The organism is Pseudactinotalea terrae, assembly GCF_009733845.1.
GTDB classification, from domain to species: Bacteria; Actinomycetota; Actinomycetes; order Actinomycetales; family Beutenbergiaceae; genus Pseudactinotalea; species Pseudactinotalea terrae.
Map to the genome: position 1 here is coordinate 256,733 of NZ_WNXZ01000003.1, position 17,719 is coordinate 274,451.

The window sequence follows — 17,719 nt, forward strand, 5'->3', positions numbered from 1 at the left end:
ACGAAGAACCGCCCGTTCGAGCCTTCGGCTCTGGGCGGTTCTTCGCGTCTCAGGCCAGGTCTCGCCGACACGGGTGGCGCGCTGAGCGATTATCGATTATTGTCTGGTCCGCTGACGAAGGCATCCGTAATCGAGAGGATCGACGATGATCAGAAAGCGCGCAGCCCTGGCTGTCATGGGCGTCGCCGCCGTGGCGCTGGCAGGCTGCTCCACCGCCGCCGGCGATGACAACGAGGGCGGAGGTGGCGACGTCGTCGAGCTGAGCATGCTCGTGAACGTCACCCCGAACCTGACCGAGGAGTTCTGGAACGAGCTGGTGGCGCCCTTCGAGGACGCCAACCCCGGCATCGACGTGATCGTCCAGAACCCGGGCGCCGAGGGCGTCGCTGCGGCGCTCCCGCGGCTGCTCGCCGCGGGAGATGCCCCCGACGTCGTGCAGTCGCTGCCTCCGACGCCGGACCTGGCCCCTGAGCTCGTGGACCTCTCGGGCTACGACTGGGCGACCAGCGGCCCGCTCGCCGAGCAGTACACGATCGAGGGCAAGACCTACATGGCGGGCATCGGGGTGCAGCTGCAGAGCCTGATGTTCTACAACAAGACTGCCTTCGAGGAGGCCGGCATCGCCGAGGTCCCCACGACGCTCGAAGAGCTCGACGAGGCGCTCGCGGCACTGTCCGCCGCAGGGTGGACCCCGATCCAGACCGGCGGCGACTGGATGAGCAGCCACGCACTGCAGGCGCTCGCGCTCCCGAGCGTGGTGGGTGAGGATCCGGAGTGGTTCGCCCACATGTCCTCCGGCGAGGTGACCTTCAGCGAGAGCTACGGCGCGTTCATCGAGCGCTACGCCGACTGGGTCGCAGCCGGCTACGTCCCCACCGAGGCGCTCGGGATCCAGTACCCGGACGCCGAGCAGGCGTTCCTCGCGGGCGAGAGTGCGATCTATCCGATGGGCAGCTGGTTCGCCGGCACCGAGGCGGCGGCCGAGAACCCCGCCGAGATCGGCGTCTTCCGCGCCCCTGCGATCGAGGGCGTCAGCGACCCCGCGATGGGCGCCAACATCGCGAGCCCGTACAGCATCCTGTCGGGCAGCGAGGTCGTCGACGAGGCCGCTCTCCTGGTGGAGTTCCTGACGACGGACGAGACCGCCGTCGTCGACCAGCTCGTCGTGGACGGCAACTTCCGCGACGGCTACGCCTACGAGACCACCGCGCTGGGTGATGAGCTGTTCCAGATCGTTGCCGACACCCCGTCGTCCTCGTACACCCCCACCGGGCAGGGCTACGGCGAGCGGCGGCTCCCCGCGGGCTACTCCGAGGAGCTGAACACCCAGACCCAGGCACTGATGGGCGGCACTGCTGCCGCTGACGTCATCAGCGCCATGGACGACTGGTTCGCGGCGAACGCAGGCTGACACAGCGTGGGCGTGGGTCTGAGCGACCCACGCCCACGCTCGGCCAGGAAGGCGAGGAGATGACAGCGACCGTGACAGCACCGCCGAAGGCGCCGCAGCAGCCACACGCGCGGGCACCGCGCCGCAAGCCCGTGCGATCGAGGCTGCCCGACCTGATCATGGCCGGGCCTGCCGTGCTGGTGTTCGTCCTCATGTTCATCGTGCCGATGATCCTGGCATTCGTGCTCAGCCTGACCGACTGGAACGGCTACAGCCTGAAGTTCGACTTCATCGGGCTCGAGAACTACCGGTTCGCGTTCCGGAACCCCCGCACGGTGGACGCCGCGATCTTCACCGCCGTCGTCGCCGTGGTCGGCACCACGCTCTGCAACATCGTCGGGCTCGCGGTCGCCGTGCTCATCGCGGCCCCCGGCAGGGTGAACACGGTGCTCCGCACGATCTTCTTCTACCCCTACATCATCAGCTCGCTGATCATCGGCTTCCTGTGGTCGGCGATGCTGCAACCGAACGGTGTCGCCAACTCGCTGCTGGGCCACGTCGGGGTAGGTCCACTGCCGTTCCTGATCGACGCGACCTGGGCGAAGGGGAGCGTCATCGCCACGATCCTCTGGTCGAGCTTCGGTTTCAACATGATCCTGTTCATCGCCGGCATCAAGTCGGTGCCGACCGAGTACTACGAGGCCGCCACGGTTGACGGCGCCTCCCGCTGGCAGCAGTTCCGTGCGATCACGGTGCCGCTGATCGCACCGGTGCTGACGGTCAATCTGGTTCTCACGCTCGTCGGGCTGCTCAAGGTGTACGACGTCGTGCTCGCGCTGACCGACGGCGGACCCGCCGCGGGTACCCAGACGATCGTCTACCAGATCCTCAAGGACTCGTTCGCTCGGTCGGCGCTCGGTCTTGGGGCCGCGCAGTCGGTCGTGCTCCTGATCGTCACCGCGATCATCGGACTGGCCGTCACGTTCGCCCGCCGTGGCGCCGAGCAGAAGGTGGCCGCATGAGCACGGTCCGAAGCCGCGGCACCCTCGCGGGCACCGTGCTGAAGTGGGTGGTGCTCACGGCCATCGCGCTCGTGATGCTGATCCCGATGTACATCCTGGTGATCAGCGCGTTCAAGCCGCAGGCCGAGATCATCCAGCAGCCGCTGCTGATCGACCTGTCGACCTTCACCCTCGAGTACCTGAAGGAAGCCCTGACCAGCGAGAAGTTCAACGTGGTCCGCGCGTACGGGGTCACGCTGTCCTTCGTCCTGATGGTCAACGTCCTCGGCATCGCGCTCGCCGCGCCCGTCGCCTACGTGATCGCCCGTGGCCGCAAGAAATGGCACCTGGGCATGCTGCTCCTGTTCGTCTCCGGTCTCTTCATCCCCGGTCAGGTCACCCTGATCCCGGTCGTGTTCGTGCTGCGGGTCCTCGGGCTCATCAACACCGTGCCCGGCTTCATCCTCTTCGAGACCGCCGCCACCCTGCCGGTCACGATCTTCCTCTTCAGCGCCTACCTGCGGACCATCCCACGCGACATCGACGAAGCGGCGGCACTCGACGGCGCCGGCCAGATACGCGCGTTCTGGTCCTGCATCTTCCCGATCATGAGGCCCGTGGTGGCCACGATCGTGGTGCTGAACTCGATCAGCGTCTGGAACGACTTCGTCTCGCCGCAGATCATCCTGGGTCCGAGCTCGGGCATCTACACGGTGACGACCGGCGTGTACTCGGCCGTCGGCCAGTACTCCACCGACTACACCGTGGTGTTCCCGACCCTGCTGCTCGCGATCCTTCCCGCCGTCATCTTCTTCGTGTTCATGCAGCGACACATCATCGGCGGCCTGGTGGCGGGAGCGACCAAGGGATGAGCGGAACGATCCGGACCGAGGCGATGCGCGAGATCCCGGCGTGGGCCGTGCTGCAGCGCCGCCTCTTCGACGCCGTCGAGACGGCGTGGCGCCAGTTCGCCGAGCGCTACACCGAGCCCGATGGTCGCCTCCGCTACAGCGGTCGCTTCGAGGACCGCGACGGCGTCGACGACCTTTACGAGCCCTTCTTCAACTGGCCTGCCTTCTACGTGCTCGGCGGCAGCGATGACGTGCTCACGGCCGCCAAGCACCACTGGTCGGGCGTCACGGCCCAGCTGACCGAGGCTGGCATGCTCACAGGCGAGTACGAGAACGGCTACGACTGGTTCCACCAGGGTGAGTCGCTCGTGCTCTTCTACGGGATCTGCGCGGCGGACCCGGGCGATCCGGCCTTCGCGCGCCGGGCTGCACGTTTCGCCGACCTCTACACGGATCCTGCACGTGGCAACTACGATCCCGACCGCAACATCATCCGGGCACCGCACAACGGTGCCCGCGGTGCGCTCGAAGGTCTCGGCCCGACCTGGCAGGCGTACTCCGCCGATCTGGTCCACATGGAGCCCTACGGGCTGCCGCTGCACGGACTGCCCGGCATCCGCAGCTGGGACGATCTCCGGTCGCCCGAGAACGCCCAGGCGATGGGGCGCGCCCTGCATCGTCGCGCCCGAGGAGACACCGCCGTCAATCTCGCAGCGACCTCGCTGGTCGCCAACCGATGGCTGTACGACGGCGACCCGACCGCCTCGTCATGGATCTCCCGCTATGTCGAGGGCTGGCACGAGCGAGCCCGTCGTAACGGCGGGCTGGTCCCGGACAACGTGGCACCCGACGGTGCAGTGGGTGGTCTGCATGACGGCCGCTGGTACGGCGGCCACTACGGCTGGACGTGGCCGCACGGGCTGCACTCGGTGGCCTCCGCCACCCTGATCGCCGGGCTGAACACCTCCCTCGTCACCGGGGACGGCAGCTTCCTCGACGTGACGCGCACCGCGCTCGACACGGTGCTCGAGCATGCGATCACTGCACCGCCCGCCCAGACGCCTTTCAGCCTCAGCCAGTTCTGGCGCGCCCGCTACGGCTCGGGGGTCGACGAACCCGCACTGCTGGTCCCGCATCGTCACGGCACCGATGGCTGGTTCGACTTCGGTCCGATGCAGCTGGAGTTCCCGCTCTGGCTGTGGTGGTGGACCCGCGAGGAGCAGGATCGTGCCCGTCTCCAGCGCGTGCTCGACGGCATGCCCGGGTCGGCGCGCGAGGTCCAGCCCTTCCGCGACAAGATGGAGTCGGGCCACGATGCGCCCTGGCTCGCCTATCTCGACGGTGACAATCCCGAGTACCCGGTCCGCGCCCTGTCGATGGCGCTGGGTCAGGTGGCCCGCCGGGTGGCGGTGATGGAGACCGAGCACCCCGACCCGGCGAACGTGCACCTGCACTACTGGCAGCGGGTCAACCCCGTGGTCACCGAGGTTCTCTCGCAGCTGATCACCGGCACGCCGCAGACGCTCTACAACGGCGGCCTGCCGTTCTCCGCGATCAGCTACGAGGACCTCGACCGGGGTCGCGCCGGACTGCCGCAGGATGTTGCCGCACTGGTGACGAACCTTGCGCGGGACCGCATGGAGGTCGAGCTCGTCAACCTGTCGCCGACCCGCACGAGACGCCTGCTGATCCGGGCGAGCGGGTTCGGCGAGCACCGGCTGCAGCAGGTCGACAGCTACGGCGAGGACGGCGGCGACTATCCCGGGCCCTCCACCGCGGAGTCCTCGCGCCCCGGTAGCCCGGTGACCGCCAGCGCGGAGGTCGATGGGGCTGTTCGGGTCGCGCTCGCGCCCTCGCACCGCACCCGGCTCACCCTTCGCACCAGACCCAGCACCCAACGACCGCACCACCGCGCGGCAGGCGCACGTGCCATCGCCGCAGCACGAACCGAACAGGGAACCAGATGACCGACACCGCCACCCAGCTGACACGACCGCAGATCGATCTCCCGGTGCGCGGTGAGCCCTACCAGCGTGTCTCCGCCGACGTGAGAGCCTCCCTCGAGCAGGTCTCGACCGCCACCGCGTGCGCGAAGCTGCACGCGATGGGGATCCGACGGACCTTCATCTCGGGACCGCGGCCGCTGATCCCGGGACAGCGCATGGTGGGGTCGGCGATCACCCTGCAGTTCATGCCGCAGCGCGAGGATCTCGGGTCATCCGCCGGTCAGGAGTATGCCGAGCGACACACCGCGCTGTGGGAGGTGCTGGAGGCCGTGCAGCCTGGTGACGTGCTGGTGGTGCAGGCCTATGGCAGCACGCACTCGGGCTGCATGGGTGACATCCTCACGCGCTACCTGAAGCGTCAGGGCGGGGTGGGGCTGGTGGTCGACGGCTGCATCCGGGACTCGGGCCGTATCCGTGAGCTCGAGCTGCCGGTGTGGAGCAACGGGGTGACACCGCACTACGCCTCGCAGTCCGAGCTGTTCCCGTGGGCCTACGACGTCCCGGTCGCGGTGGGCGGCTCGCTCTGCCTGCCTGGCGACCTGGTCATCGCCGACGACGACGGCGCTGTGGTCGTCCCGCAGGCCGCAGCGGCCGAGGTGGCCGCCGCGGCTCTGGACCACGAGGAGTGGGAGGTGTTCAGCCGGCAGCGTCTCGACGAGGGTGCAAGGCTGAGCGACTACTACCCGCTCACGCCGGACAGTCGCGAGGAGTACGAGGCATGGCGTTCCGTCCAGTCCTGAGGCCGGTGGCCGATCCAGGCTTCCCGTCGTGCTACGGACTCGGCTGCGCGCCGATCGGCAACCTGTACACGTCGGTCGCCGAGGCCGACGCGGAGGAGACCGTCGCCGCGGCGCTCGCCGCCGGCATCCGGTTCTTCGACACCGCCCCGCACTACGGTGCTGGCCTGAGCGAGCAACGGCTCGGGCGGGCTCTCGACGGCGTCCCCCGCGATGACCTTGTCATCGCCACCAAGGTGGGGCGCGCTGTCGTGGACGACGATGGTCGGGTCGTCGAGACCGGGCGGCTGGGGTCCGGAACGGTCTTCGACGGCAGCCGGGACGGCGTGCTCCGCAGCCTCGAGGGAAGCCTACGGAGGCTGCGCACCGATCGGGTGGACCTGCTCTACCTGCACGACCCACCGGACGTCGACGAAGCGCTGGGCTCGACGATCCCCGCACTGCGCGATCTGTTGGACCAGGGCGTGGTGCGGGCCATCGGGGTCGGCATGGTCTGGACCGAGCCGCTGACGCGGTTCGTGCGGGAAGCCCCGATCGACGTCGTGATGGAGGCCGGCCGGCTGACGTTGCTGGACCGGCGTGCGGACGAGGCGCTGCTGCCGGCCGCACGCGACCTGGGTGTCGGTGTCGTCGCAGCGGGCGTCCTCAACTCCGGTGTGCTCGCCGACCCTGTGGGCAGCCCCTACTTCGACTATTACCCGGCGTCTGCGGAGATCGTTGCCCGGGCCGAGGCGATGCAGCAGCTGTGCGCGCGGTACGGCGTCGAGCTCCGGCATGCCGCGGCACGCTACCCGTTGCAGCGACAGGGCGTCGAGGCGGTCGTGGTCGGGGCCCGCACCGCAGCCGAGGTGCACGACTGGGTGGCCGGGCTCGAGGTGGCGATCCCTGCCGAGCTCTGGCGCCTGTTGGACGAGGCTGCGTGAGGTACGTCGACGCCCATCTTCACCTGTGGAACATCGACCAGATCCGGTTGTCATGGTTTCGTGAGGGTGATGGTCTGCCCGCTCGGGCAACGGTCGGCGAGCTTCTCCAGGAGCTGGCACAGGCCGACGTGCCGGTGCCCGAGAGGGCCGTCGTCGTGCAGGCTGCCGACACGCTCGAGGAGCTCCGTTGGTTGCTGGCGGTCGCCGAGCAGGACCGGCTCGTGGGGGCGGTGGTGGCGCAGTACGAACCGCGCTCGGGCCTGTGGGCGGGCACCGCGCAAGCGGTGCTCGAGCATCCGGCGCTGGCGGGGATCAGGCTCGCGGTGCCCACCCGCGCGGCGGATCTGAGCGACGTGCCGGGTGTGGCTGAGCTCGCGGCGGGACTGGCCGGTGCGGGGCGGGTCCTCGAGATGCTGATCCGCCCGGAGCAGCTGGGCGCCGTGGCTGAGCTGGCCGCAGCACATCCCGATCTCACGATCGTGCTCTGCCATCTCGGTCTCGGCGCTGCCGAGCCGAGCGACGTCTGGCGCGACGGCCTCCGTGCCGTCGCCCCGCACGCGCGTGTGGCCGCGAAGGTATCGGGACTGCATCAGCCGGGCGGGGACGCAGCGAGGGTTCGTGGGATCGTGCGGGACGCCGTCGAGATCCTCGGCATCGACCGGCTGATGTTCGGCAGCGACTGGCCCATCTCGACCCGCACCTGCGGCTACTCGGAGACGCTCGCGCGTACCCGGGCGGCCCTGCCCGAGCTCAGCGCCGATGAAGCGGACTCGTTCTGGCGAGGGCTCGCGACGAGGCTCTACCTGGGCTGAGCGGTCTCGTCCGGCTCGAGGAGCGTGCCGGCGGCGTGACGGGCGAAGAGGTTCGCGGCAGCGTCCTCGTCGTCGGCCTGCAGCACCTGCAGCAGGCTCCAGTGCCAGTCCGCCACCTCGTGCCAGTCGCCCGGGTACTCCGGGTCGCCGAGGGCGTGCGTCGCGCGCAGACTGGGCTCGATGATGTCCCACATCCGGGGGAGATAGGGGTTGCCGCTCGCCTCGATCACCGTGCGATGGAACGCGAAGTCGAGCTCCCGGAAGGTGCTCAGGTTCCGTTCGGTGGCGGCCGCGTGCATCTTCTCGATCGTGTTGTCGAGCCTGCTGCGCATCTCCTCGCTGAGGTTGCCGCACACGAGACGCCCCGCGAGCGACTCCAGCGCCGTGCGAGCCACCCGCGCCTGGTGCACCTCGTCCTCGGTGTACTCGGCCACGAAGTTGCCGCGGTTGCGCTCGTGCGTGACGAGCCCCTCGTGCGCCAGCCGCTTCAGCGCGTCACGGACCGGTGCCTGACTCACCTTCCACTCCCGCGCGAGCTGTGACTCCACGAGCTGCTGGCCGGGTGCGAGCGTGGAGTCCTTGATCATGCTCTTGACCAGGTCATAGATCTGGTCGGAGAGCAGGCCTCGGGCAAGGCCCCGCGTCGTCATCTCCGTCATCCCCTCATCCTACGGGCTATCGCTAATCGCTAATGGGGGTCCTGCGAAAGGGTGCGAGCGTGACCCCGGGGTGCGGCCAGCCACGCCCCGGGGTCACGCTCGCGCGTTCGCGGTACCTCAGCCGCAGGTCACCGCCTCGTAGCTCACCGTGTAGCGCTGGTAGTGGCCGTGATCCTCGTGCCAGGAGTATCCGGCGACCGTCGCGGAGTCGGCCCCGACCGACGGGCCGCCCGTGGTGAACCCGTGGTACACCGCCTGACCGGGCTGCACCGCTGTGAACTTCTTGTCACCGTACGGTGTGGTCAGCCGGATGTCTGCCGGCAGGTCTGTCCGATTGACGGCATGCACGGCCACCACGGCCTCCTCGTCCCAGCACTGCGAGCGGACGCTGACCCGGAGGTCGACGTCGGTCTCGTGCTCGGGCGGCTCGGGCTCCTCGTCCTCGGCCGGCGTGAGCGTGAGCGTGCCGGTCTCGGCGTAGTGGTACACGTTGAGGTAGCCGGCCTCGGCGATCGCCGCTCCGGTCCCGGTGTCGAGACCGCTCCAGACCGCCACCCCGTCGACCCGCAGCACCACCTCCATCCCCTCGTCGGTGGCGGTGGTGCCGAACTCGATGACGTGCTCGCTGTCGGGTGTGATCGTGGTGTTCGGGACGACGTCGAGCATCGACTGACCCGGCCGCCAGCTCTGGATCTCGATCACGTCTTCCTTGATGACCACGAGGTAGCCCTTGTTGCTCCCGACCCAGCTCGGTGTGCCGGCCCGGTCGGAGCGGACCGCGAAGCCGTACCAGCCGCCCTCGAACGCCCCGAACGAAGCGTTGAATCGCAGCAGGCCGTCGGCGTACGTGGCGCCCTCGTAGCCGATCACGCCCTCGGAGGTGAGTCGAAGCGTGCCGCCGTCGAAGTCGGCGATGCCGTCACCGACCCAGCCGTCGGCGTCGGAGAGCTCGTCGGTGAGATCCGTCACCACGTACTCGCCCTCGACCACCTCGACGGCGATGCTCGCGATGAGCGTGGGGTCATCGGCCACGGTGACCGTCACCGTGGTGCTGCCCGGGGCGACCGCTCGGATGCGACCGAGCGCGTCGACCGTGACGACCGAGGGGTCGGACGACTCCCAGGTGAGCGCGGCAGTGGCATCGCTCGGCGTCAGCGTGGCGGTGAGCTGGCGGCTGCCGCCCGCCGCGAGGACGACATCGCTCTCGGCGATCGTGATCGACTCCGGCGCGGTGCGCACCAGCGAGAACGTGACGTCGTCGACGTCGAGATGGCTGAAGCCCGAGACGTAGAACCCGACCTTGCCCGAGGTGCCGGGGTTCGGGTTCGGGCCTGCGATCACGGCATCGCCGTCGACGGCGACCGTGACGCCGGTAGCGGCCACCGTGACGGCGACCTCGTACGCCGCGCTCGGCTCGAGCGCCTGCTCGGGAGCCAGGACGACCTCCTCCAGCACTGCCCAGCCGGAATCGTAGATACGCCAGCGCGGGCCGGCCTCGGCGTGCCGGTACTCGATGAAACCGCCGGCGTTGGCGCCGGTGCGGTCGTACATCAGGAGCACGCCACCCTCGGGCATCACCTCCGGCGTGGTGAGCTGGAACCGGAGCGTGTACTCGCCGAACGGCCGCGGATGCTGGCTGTTCGCACCGTTGACGATGCGGTACACATGGTTGCCGTCGGCATCCGCCACGATGCTCCGGTTCGGGTCGATCGGCCAGTCGTTGCCGCCGGACTCGAAGTCGGTGAAGTGAAGGATGCCATCACCCTCGACCACGACGACCCTGGCCTCGGAGACGATCGCTGCATCTCCCGCTGACGTGGCGGTCACGGTGGCCTCGCCCGGTGCCAGAGCGGTCACGGTACCCGTGGCATCGACCTCGACGGCCGCAGGGTCGCTGCTCACGTAGGTCACGCCGTCCTCGGAGGCGTTCCACGGCACCACCTGCGCCGCGAACGGCTGCGAGGAACCGAGAGGGAGCGTCAGCTGCTCAGCCGGAAGGTAGACACCGCTGACGTCGATCTGCGTGGGCGAGGACGGGTGACCCACCGTGCCCTGGGTCCCGATCTCACCGAACGGCGTCGGCTCGAACCCGGGGATCTGCTCGAACACCGGCGCATCGTCGGCGAACGTGAAGTCGCCGGTGCTGGGGTCGACGAAGCCCGGGTCGGTGTCGGTGACCCAGTTCTCGCCGTAGTTGAGGAGGTCGTGGACGTCACGTGCGCCCTCGGCGTTGACGTCGGCGGAGCGGGTCAGGCCCGGGTTCCACGTGACGTTGTTCTCGAAGACGTTGGTGTCCGGGTAGTAGTGGTTCTCCTCGAAGAACGTCAGCAGCTCCGGGTAGCGCTCGCCGTAGGGAGTGTCGATGAAGTCGTTGTTCTCCTCGAACAGCTCGATCCACGTCGGCATGTAGTCGGTGTCGACCTTGTTGCCCTCGTGATCGCCCATCCACATCTCATAGTTGTTGAAGGGGATGAAGGTGTCGATGAAGACGTTGTTCCGGGCCGTGATGTGGGAGCCCGAGCCGACCTTGATCGCGTCGTTGCCCATCCGGTAGAAGTAGTTCCCCTCGATGGTCAGACCCATCGTGAGGTTGTCCGGGTAGATGCCCTCCACCCCGAGCCTGCCGATACCGGTGTCATGGAAGTAGTTGCCCCGCATCACGGTGCCGCGCTGCTGAGGCGTTGCGCCGGCGTTCATGTAGATCGCACCGAGATCCTGGAACCTCTTGCAGATGTCATAGATCTCGTTGCGCTCGATCAGGTGATCGTTGCCGTGCACGATGATGCCCGGGTGCGGGGCGTCATGGATCTCGCTTCCCTCCACGGCGTTACCCACGCCGTCGAGCATCACGCCGGGGTTGTAGGCCTGGTGGTAGTAGGCGAAGTCGTGGATGTGGGTGTTGACAACACGGTTGTTGCCGGGCGTCAGGAGCGTCTTGTCGCCCCCCTGGAGGACGACGGCCACACCGCCGACGTGCTGGATGTGCGAGTCCACGACCGTGTGGTCGGTGCCACCACGGTTCACGGGGATGCCGTCGTAGGTGTAGCGGCCCGGGGAGTTGATGTAGACGCCGCCGTCGGTGAAGTTGCGGATGTCGCTGCTCGAGATGGTGACGGCCTCGCCACCGAGGATCACAGCCGCGAGCGCGCGACCGTACTCGAGCACCAGCTCGTCGAAGACGACGTGCGAGGCGCCGTCGGTGCGCAGCATCGGCTCCGAGAGCATCGAGACGGTCACCGCCCCGGTGCCGTGCTGGAAGCCCGCGTTGGGCTGGAAGTAGAGGATACCGGCGTCGCGGTCCACGTAGTACTCACCGGGGGAGTCCAGCTCCTCGAGCAGGTTCTCGAAGTGGTGGAAGTCCTCGAACCAGGTCTTCATCAGCCCGGACATCTCGCCGTAGCGCATCGTGAGCTGCTTGGTCTCGAGGTCGATCGAGGCGACCTTGTTGTAGGACCACTCCCAGGAGTAGCCGAAGATACCGTCCATCCAGATGTCCTCGGCCTGCGCCCAGTGCTGCGGCCGGTCGTAGGTGAAGCTGAAGACGCCGCCGCGGTCGTGGAGGTCGTCGTCGGCCCGGGTGGGACCGACGTCGATGATCTCGTCCATCTGGACGGTGTCGCCGTTGTTCGGCCAGCGTGCGAGCGTCATGCCCTCGCCTTCGACGAACAGCTCCATCGGCGGGATCTCGCTCAGGTCGTTCGCATACCAGTAGCCGTGCCGGCTGAGGTTCCCGTAGTCGGTGATGCCGGCGGCGTCGAGGTCGAGCTGCAGCACGGTGTCCCGTGCGTCGACATCGACGATCCGGTCCAGCACCGCGTCGTCGGTGACAGGTGCGAAGTCATCTCGGTCGAGCTCGAGCCCGCCGGTCAGGCGTGCGGTCTCGCCAGGGTAGGAGGCGTAGGTGACGGGTGACTCGGCTGTGCCGGAGTCCTCCGCGCCCAGCTCGAAGCTCTGGGTTCGGTAGTAGGAGCCCTCGCGGAGATAGACGGTCACCGGCCCATCGGGGAGGGTGCCGTCGGCACGATGCGTGCGAATGGCGTCGCGTGCGCCCTCGAGGGTCTGCAAGGGCTCCTCGAGGGTGCCGGAGGAGGAGTCGTCACCGCTGGGTGCGATGTAGAGCGTGAGCGGAGGGGTGTCGGCCTGCGCGGGCGCGAAGAGCCCGGCCAGCCCGAGGGCGATTGTGGTGAGCAGCGCGAAGAGCCGCCTGAGCATCGCTGACATACCGACCTTTCCGGCCACCGGCGGGTGGCGATCGTCGTTGATCCGGCCCGGATGGGCCGACAGCGATGGCGACGTTATCACTAATCGATAATCGAGGAACAGTGCCATCTCGAAGGGCGAACGGCGCCCGGCGAGCACCGCGGGTGGCGGCGAGGGCGGCACCCGCGGTGCGCGGACGGGACGATGGCGCTGCCGTGGCCCGAGTTCGTCGCAGCTCGCCGAGCTCGTCGCGAATACCCACCGAACTCGACGAGAAGGCACGAACTCAAAGGCGATGTGCTTGGCACACTGAGCCCGTGACGCTCTTCGAGCTGCTGTGCGCGGCCATCATGCTGGTGGGGCTGTTCGGCGTCGTGGTGCAGGTGCTGCCCGGCACGCTGCTGGTGCTCGGTGGCATCCTGCTGTGGGCCACGGAGTCGCAGACCGCAGCAGGCTGGCTGGTGCTCGGCATCGGCGTGATCGCGGCGGCAGCGGCGTGGGTGGGCAAGTACCTGCTGGCCGGGCGCGGGCTGAAGAAGGCAGCGGTGCCGAACCGGACGCTCGTCGTCGGGGGAGTGCTCGGCGTCATCGGGTTCTTCGTGATCCCCGTGATCGGACTGCCCTTGCTGTTCGTCCTCGGGGTCTACCTGGCCGAGCAGATGCGGCTCCGCGACCGCGCGAAGGCGTGGACCTCGACCAAGGCCGCGATCAGGGCCACCGGCGTCACGATCCTGGTCGAGCTGGCCGGCGCGATGGTGGCCGTGGGCGCCTGGGCGATCGCCGTCGTCGTGCGCTGAACCCTTCCCGCGCGAGGCTCACGCCGCCTACGTTGGTTCAGAGCAGCACCAACGACCAGGAGGAGGCACCATGCACGACAAGGTCGCGTTCGTGACCGGAGCCGGATCGGGGATCGGGGAGGCGTCGGCACGGCTGCTCGCTGCACGCGGTGCGCGCGTCGCCCTGGTCGGTCGCACCGAGGACGAGCTCGAGGAGGTCGCCGAGAGCATCCGGGGGGAGGGCGGCGAGGTGCTCACAGCTCTCGCCGATGTCAGCGACGAGGCCGCCGTCGACGAGGCGGTGCGTGCCACGCTCGAGCAGTTCGGCCGTCTGGACGTGGTGGTGGCCAACGCCGGGGTGAACGGTACGTGGGCGGGTATCGACGACCTCAGCGTCGAGGACTTCCGTTCGACGATCGACATCAACCTCACGGGCACCTTCATCACGCTGAAGGCGACTGTGCCGCACATCGGTCGCGGCGGCTCGGCCGTGGTGATCGCCTCGGTCAACGGGACCAGGATCTTCTCCAACTCCGGCGCGAGCGCCTACTCGGCATCGAAGGCCGGCCAGGTGGCCCTGACGAAGATGCTCGCGGTCGAGCTGGGGCCGCGGGGCATCCGGGTCAACGTGATCTGCCCCGGCGCGATCGACACCGAGATCAGCGACAACACCGACTCCCAGAACGAGGGCGTGAAGATCCCCGTGGAGTTCCCGCAGGGCACCATCCCGCTCACGGGTTCGGAGTCCGGCACCGCCGAGCAGGTCGCCGCGCTCGTCGGGTTCCTCGCCTCCGACGCGGCCGACCACATCAGCGGCACCGAGGTGTGGATCGACGGCGCGCAGTCCCTGCTCCAGGGGTAGCGCTCCGCCAGATCGTGCACGGGTCAGCCGGCCCGCACCCGTGCGACGAGGCACTCGTACGGGGCCATCGTGGCGCCTCGCTCCAGGCTCGGTGAGCCGAGAGCGACCTCGGCATCCGGCAGCCCTCGCGGCCGCCGGATCGTGCGGTCGGTGAGGTTGACCTCGATCAGCCAGGTCTCGGCTGTGCCCGGCAGGGTGCGGAGCCAGCCGAAGTAGCGTCGCGAGGATCGGGCGAGCGCTGTCATGCCGCCGTCGACCAGCGCCGGCTCGGCGCGCCGCAGGGCGATGAGCCGGCGCACGTGGTTCAGCACCGAGCCCTGGTCGCTTTCCTGCTCGGCGACCGTGAACCCGACCGACTCCTCCCGGCCAGGTTGCCACGGTGTCCCCGTGGTGAACCCCGTCGTCGGCCCGGGCTCCCAGCGCATCGGCACCCGCGCGTGATCCCGCGCACCCGGGAGCACGCGCGCCACCGCATCGGCCTCGGTCAGCCCGTCGGCTCGCAGCCTGGTCAGCCGGTTGAGCGACTCGACGTCGTGCAGCTCGGACGCCGATGTGAAGCGCTGGTCGATCGCCGCGATCTCCTGCCCCTGGTAGAGGAACGGGGTGCCCGGGAGCATCAGCTGGATGGTCACCAACGCCTTGGCGAGGGCGCTTCGCAGCGACGGGTCCTGGTCCCGGTCCCCGAGAACCTTGGACAGCATCCGCGGGTTGTCGTGGTTGTCGAGGAACAGTGCGAGCTGCGCGTCACCGCCCAGGCGCTCCAGCGAGCGGAGGTAGTGCTCCTTCAGGTAGCTGAGGTCGTAGCGGTAGTCGTCCCAGCGCGTGCGCCCCGGGCCGTCGAGCACATCGAAGTTGAAGACCATGTCGAGCTCGCCGCGGCCGGTGCCGGCCAGCAGTCGCGTCAGCTCCACCCCGACGCCGGGTGTCTCACCCACCATCACACCGATCGGGTCCGGCGGCAGCGGCTCGCCCAGTGCGCCGTCGGCACGGCGGCTGCGCGCGGTGGACATCGGTACGGGGTCGTCGGGCGAGCGGGTGAAGCCGTCGGTGCGCAGCTCACGCAGGTGCTCGTGCAGCCGAGGGCCGAAGAAGTAGTGCTCGATCCCGGGGAACTGCATGAGGGTGCCGATGGCCTCGTTGCCGTCCGGCAGACCGGGTCGCTTCGAGATGTAGTTGATGACGTCGAGGCGGAACCCGTCGATGCCGCGAGCTCGCCACCACCGCACGATCTGCGCGACCTCGGCGCGAACGCGCGGCTCCTCCCAGTTGAGGTCCATCTGCCCAGGGGCGAACAGGTGCAGCGCCCACCGCTGCGCCTGCGGCAACCACCGCCACGCGCTGCCACCGAAGAAGGACGCCCAGTTGTTCGGCGGCGGTCCGCTCCCGTCCTCGCCTGGCCTTCCCCGCCGCAGGTGGTAGTACGAGCCGTACGGGCCTTCCGGATCGGCGACGGCGGCGCGGAACCAGGGATGCTCGGCGGAGGTGTGGTTGACGACCAGATCGAGGATGATCCGCATGCCTCGCGCGTGGCAGCCGGCGATCAGCTCGTCGAGATCGGCGAGGGTGCCCATCTCCGCCATCACGGCGCGGTAGTCGCGGACGTCGTAGCCCATGTCCTCGTTCGGCGAGTCGAAGATCGGTGACAGCCAGACGCAGTCGACACCGAGGTCGGCGAGATGGTCCAGGCGCGCCAGCAACCCGCGCAGGTCTCCGACGCCGTCGCCGTCGGAGTCGGCGAAGGAGCGGGGGTAGACCTGGTAGAAGACCGCCCGGTTCCACCACGGCCTGTCGTCGGCGTCGGCGCGAGGCGACGCCTTGTGCCCGTCGCCGTGATCGGCCAGCAGGTCCAGCAGTGACGAGGTGATGTCGCCACCGAGGACCGGGCGCGCCAACCGGGCGGCAGCCCTCAGCGGCAGGTTCGCGACCAGGGGGTTGGTGACCCAGCGGGGCGAGCGACCGAGCTGCAGCAGCACCCTGTCGATCGCGTCGCGCCCTACCGGGTGGGCGTAGACGTCCTTGAGGCGAGGATGTTCAGCGGTCATCGTCGGCGCCCTCGACAGCCAGCGGGCGGGGGTCGGTGCCGGTGTCCGGTGGCAGCAGCACGGCCGCCTCGCGGCTGCTGAGCTCGGCGACGATCCCGGCGTAGGTGATCTCGTCGAGGCGGTACCTCCGGGACAGCACCAGCCAGCTGACGAGCACCAGGATCAGCGGCAGACCCAGCATCGCGAACGTGAAGATGGCGATGCCGCCGGCCGTGACGTCGGCTGCCGTGCGGGCCTCGTTGATGCCCGACAGGATCAGCGTCAGGCCGACCCCGCCGCTGGCCAGCGCGCTGGAGGCCTTGTAGATGAAGGGTTGCAGCGAGAAGGTGACCGACTCGTTCCGCCGACCGAGCTTCCACTGGCCGTACTCGACCGAGTCCGCGATGAAGAGCAGCATCAACAGCTGGATGAAGGCCTGACCGCTGAAGATCAGTACGCCTGCGATGCCGATGACCACCATCGACGTGCCGGCCAGGAGGAACACGACGTAGCCGAGGGCACAGGCCGTCGTCGCCAGCAGGTGGATGCCGCGCCTGCTCATGCGTGCCGCGACCAGCGGGAAGACGAGCAGCCCGGCGAGCTGTGTGACACCGAGGATCGCTGCGAACACCGGGTACATGCCGGCGTCGCCGTACACGTAGGTGAAGTAGTACAGGCCCAGACTCGTGGTCAGCGTGTACCCCGCCATGAACATCACCATCGACAACGTGACCCAGAGCAGCTGGTCGTTGCGCAGGATCACCGCGACCAGACCACGCAGCGGCGTCGGCTCCATGGGCGCTCCGACCTGCTGACGGGTGGTCACCAGGGTGATCGCCTGGAACACGAGCATGACCACGGCGACGCCGAGCGCGAGGGCGAGCCAGGCCCGCTGGGCCGAGCCGAGCCGGGCCTCGAGCGCTTCGGTCACCGGTACCAGGGCCACCACCAGCGAGAACAGCCCCACGTTCGCGCAGATGCGTGCCACGACGCCGATCCGCTCGCGCTCGTGCTGGCTGCGTGACAGCGAGGGCAGCATGCCGTAGTAGGAGATGTCGTTGACCGTGTACGCGACCTCCCACAGCAGATACACGCCCACGAACACGGCCACGAAGGCGGCGCCGTCCACACCCCAGTCCGAGAACATCAGCACGGTCGCGCCCGCCCATGCGATCGCTCCGACGGCGATCCATGGCTTGAACTTGCCCCACCGGGTCCGTGTGTTGTCGACGACCAGGCCCATCACCGGGTCGTTGACGGCGTCGAACAGCCGCATGATCACCAGCACGGCAGTGATCGCACCGAGCGTGGAGTTGGGGACCTGGACCACCTCGGTGAGGTAGACCATGAGGAACATGGTCACCATCGCGGCGACCATGTCGCGTCCGAGGGTTCCCAGGCCGAAGCCCCAGGTGTTGCGGCGCGAGAGCGTGTCGGCGCCGGCGCCGCTGACGGTGGTCACGGCCGCAGTCTGCCAGCGG

General features: G+C 68.8%; 13 protein-coding genes. 9 read left to right on the plus strand and 4 right to left on the minus strand.

Features of this window, described 5'->3' with window-relative positions:
• Positions 1–145: 145 nt before the first annotated feature.
• The 7 genes from GPA03_RS12030 to GPA03_RS12060 are packed head-to-tail and all read left to right on the plus strand — an operon-like array spanning position 146 to position 7,720.
• On the plus strand, positions 146–1,411 hold the full coding sequence (locus tag GPA03_RS12030; RefSeq protein WP_156252257.1) for an ABC transporter substrate-binding protein: 1,266 nt from the start codon (positions 146–148) through the stop codon (positions 1,409–1,411).
• A 59-nt stretch (positions 1,412–1,470) separates the two neighbouring features.
• A complete protein-coding gene (locus GPA03_RS12035; RefSeq protein WP_156252258.1) occupies positions 1,471–2,412 on the plus strand; it encodes a carbohydrate ABC transporter permease in 942 nt (313 codons plus the stop codon).
• A complete protein-coding gene (locus GPA03_RS12040; RefSeq protein ID WP_156252259.1) occupies positions 2,409–3,263 on the plus strand; it encodes a carbohydrate ABC transporter permease in 855 nt (284 codons plus the stop codon). The genes GPA03_RS12035 and GPA03_RS12040 overlap by 4 nt, the downstream gene beginning before the upstream one ends.
• Complete coding sequence (locus GPA03_RS12045) at positions 3,260–5,209, plus strand: DUF8034 domain-containing protein (protein ID WP_156252260.1); 1,950 nt, start codon at positions 3,260–3,262, stop codon at positions 5,207–5,209. Before GPA03_RS12040 ends, GPA03_RS12045 begins: the two co-directional genes overlap by 4 nt.
• Positions 5,206–5,988 (plus strand): RraA family protein, encoded by a 783-nt coding sequence (locus tag GPA03_RS12050; RefSeq protein ID WP_156252261.1) that lies wholly within the window; start codon positions 5,206–5,208, stop codon positions 5,986–5,988. Before GPA03_RS12045 ends, GPA03_RS12050 begins: the two co-directional genes overlap by 4 nt.
• Complete coding sequence (locus GPA03_RS12055) at positions 5,967–6,908, plus strand: aldo/keto reductase (RefSeq protein WP_156252262.1); 942 nt, start codon at positions 5,967–5,969, stop codon at positions 6,906–6,908. The genes GPA03_RS12050 and GPA03_RS12055 overlap by 22 nt, the downstream gene beginning before the upstream one ends.
• A complete protein-coding gene (locus GPA03_RS12060; protein WP_162458351.1) occupies positions 6,905–7,720 on the plus strand; it encodes an amidohydrolase family protein in 816 nt (271 codons plus the stop codon). The genes GPA03_RS12055 and GPA03_RS12060 overlap by 4 nt, the downstream gene beginning before the upstream one ends.
• Here GPA03_RS12060 and GPA03_RS12065 read toward each other — a convergent pair.
• Both GPA03_RS12065 and GPA03_RS12070 read right to left on the minus strand, forming a co-directional pair.
• Positions 7,708–8,379, minus strand: a complete 672-nt coding sequence (locus GPA03_RS12065; protein ID WP_156252264.1) for a GntR family transcriptional regulator — start codon at positions 8,377–8,379, stop codon at positions 7,708–7,710. The two genes, GPA03_RS12060 and GPA03_RS12065, sit on opposite strands and share 13 nt — an antisense overlap.
• 117 nt (positions 8,380–8,496) lie before the next feature.
• On the minus strand, positions 8,497–12,600 hold the full coding sequence (locus tag GPA03_RS12070) for an Ig-like domain-containing protein (RefSeq protein ID WP_241681259.1): 4,104 nt from the start codon (positions 12,598–12,600) through the stop codon (positions 8,497–8,499).
• 296 nt (positions 12,601–12,896) lie between these two features.
• On the opposite strand from GPA03_RS12070, the gene GPA03_RS12075 reads away from it, so the two are divergent.
• Together GPA03_RS12075 and GPA03_RS12080 are read left to right on the plus strand one after the other, a co-directional pair.
• A complete protein-coding gene (locus GPA03_RS12075) occupies positions 12,897–13,376 on the plus strand; it encodes a DUF456 domain-containing protein (RefSeq protein WP_241681260.1) in 480 nt (159 codons plus the stop codon).
• 70 nt (positions 13,377–13,446) lie between these two features.
• Positions 13,447–14,217 (plus strand): SDR family oxidoreductase, encoded by a 771-nt coding sequence (locus GPA03_RS12080; RefSeq protein WP_156252266.1) that lies wholly within the window; start codon positions 13,447–13,449, stop codon positions 14,215–14,217.
• A gap of 23 nt (positions 14,218–14,240) precedes the next feature.
• Here the strand turns inward: GPA03_RS12080 and GPA03_RS12085 are convergent, their stop codons facing one another.
• Positions 14,241–16,259, minus strand: a complete 2,019-nt coding sequence (locus GPA03_RS12085; RefSeq protein WP_156252267.1) for an alpha-glucosidase — start codon at positions 16,257–16,259, stop codon at positions 14,241–14,243.
• Positions 16,249–17,700 (minus strand): glycoside-pentoside-hexuronide (GPH):cation symporter, encoded by a 1,452-nt coding sequence (locus tag GPA03_RS12090; protein ID WP_206673533.1) that lies wholly within the window; start codon positions 17,698–17,700, stop codon positions 16,249–16,251. The genes GPA03_RS12085 and GPA03_RS12090 overlap by 11 nt, the downstream gene beginning before the upstream one ends.
• Between the last annotated feature and the right edge of the window lie 19 nt (positions 17,701–17,719).

What these genes read in the sequence shown, in the direction of transcription:
- GPA03_RS12030 (WP_156252257.1), top strand. Translation starts at nt 146, where the DNA reads ATGATCAGAAAGCGCGCAGCCCTGGCTGTCATGGGCGTCGCCGCCGTG.
- GPA03_RS12035 (WP_156252258.1), top strand. Translation starts at nt 1,471, where the DNA reads ATGACAGCGACCGTGACAGCACCGCCGAAGGCGCCGCAGCAGCCACAC.
- GPA03_RS12040 (WP_156252259.1), top strand. Translation starts at nt 2,409, where the DNA reads ATGAGCACGGTCCGAAGCCGCGGCACCCTCGCGGGCACCGTGCTGAAG.
- GPA03_RS12045 (WP_156252260.1), top strand. Translation starts at nt 3,260, where the DNA reads ATGAGCGGAACGATCCGGACCGAGGCGATGCGCGAGATCCCGGCGTGG.
- GPA03_RS12050 (WP_156252261.1), top strand. Translation starts at nt 5,206, where the DNA reads ATGACCGACACCGCCACCCAGCTGACACGACCGCAGATCGATCTCCCG.
- GPA03_RS12055 (WP_156252262.1), top strand. Translation starts at nt 5,967, where the DNA reads ATGGCGTTCCGTCCAGTCCTGAGGCCGGTGGCCGATCCAGGCTTCCCG.
- GPA03_RS12065 (WP_156252264.1), bottom strand. Translation starts at nt 8,379, where the DNA reads ATGACGGAGATGACGACGCGGGGCCTTGCCCGAGGCCTGCTCTCCGAC.
- GPA03_RS12070 (WP_241681259.1), bottom strand. Translation starts at nt 12,600, where the DNA reads ATGTCAGCGATGCTCAGGCGGCTCTTCGCGCTGCTCACCACAATCGCC.
- GPA03_RS12080 (WP_156252266.1), top strand. Translation starts at nt 13,447, where the DNA reads ATGCACGACAAGGTCGCGTTCGTGACCGGAGCCGGATCGGGGATCGGG.
- GPA03_RS12085 (WP_156252267.1), bottom strand. Translation starts at nt 16,259, where the DNA reads ATGACCGCTGAACATCCTCGCCTCAAGGACGTCTACGCCCACCCGGTA.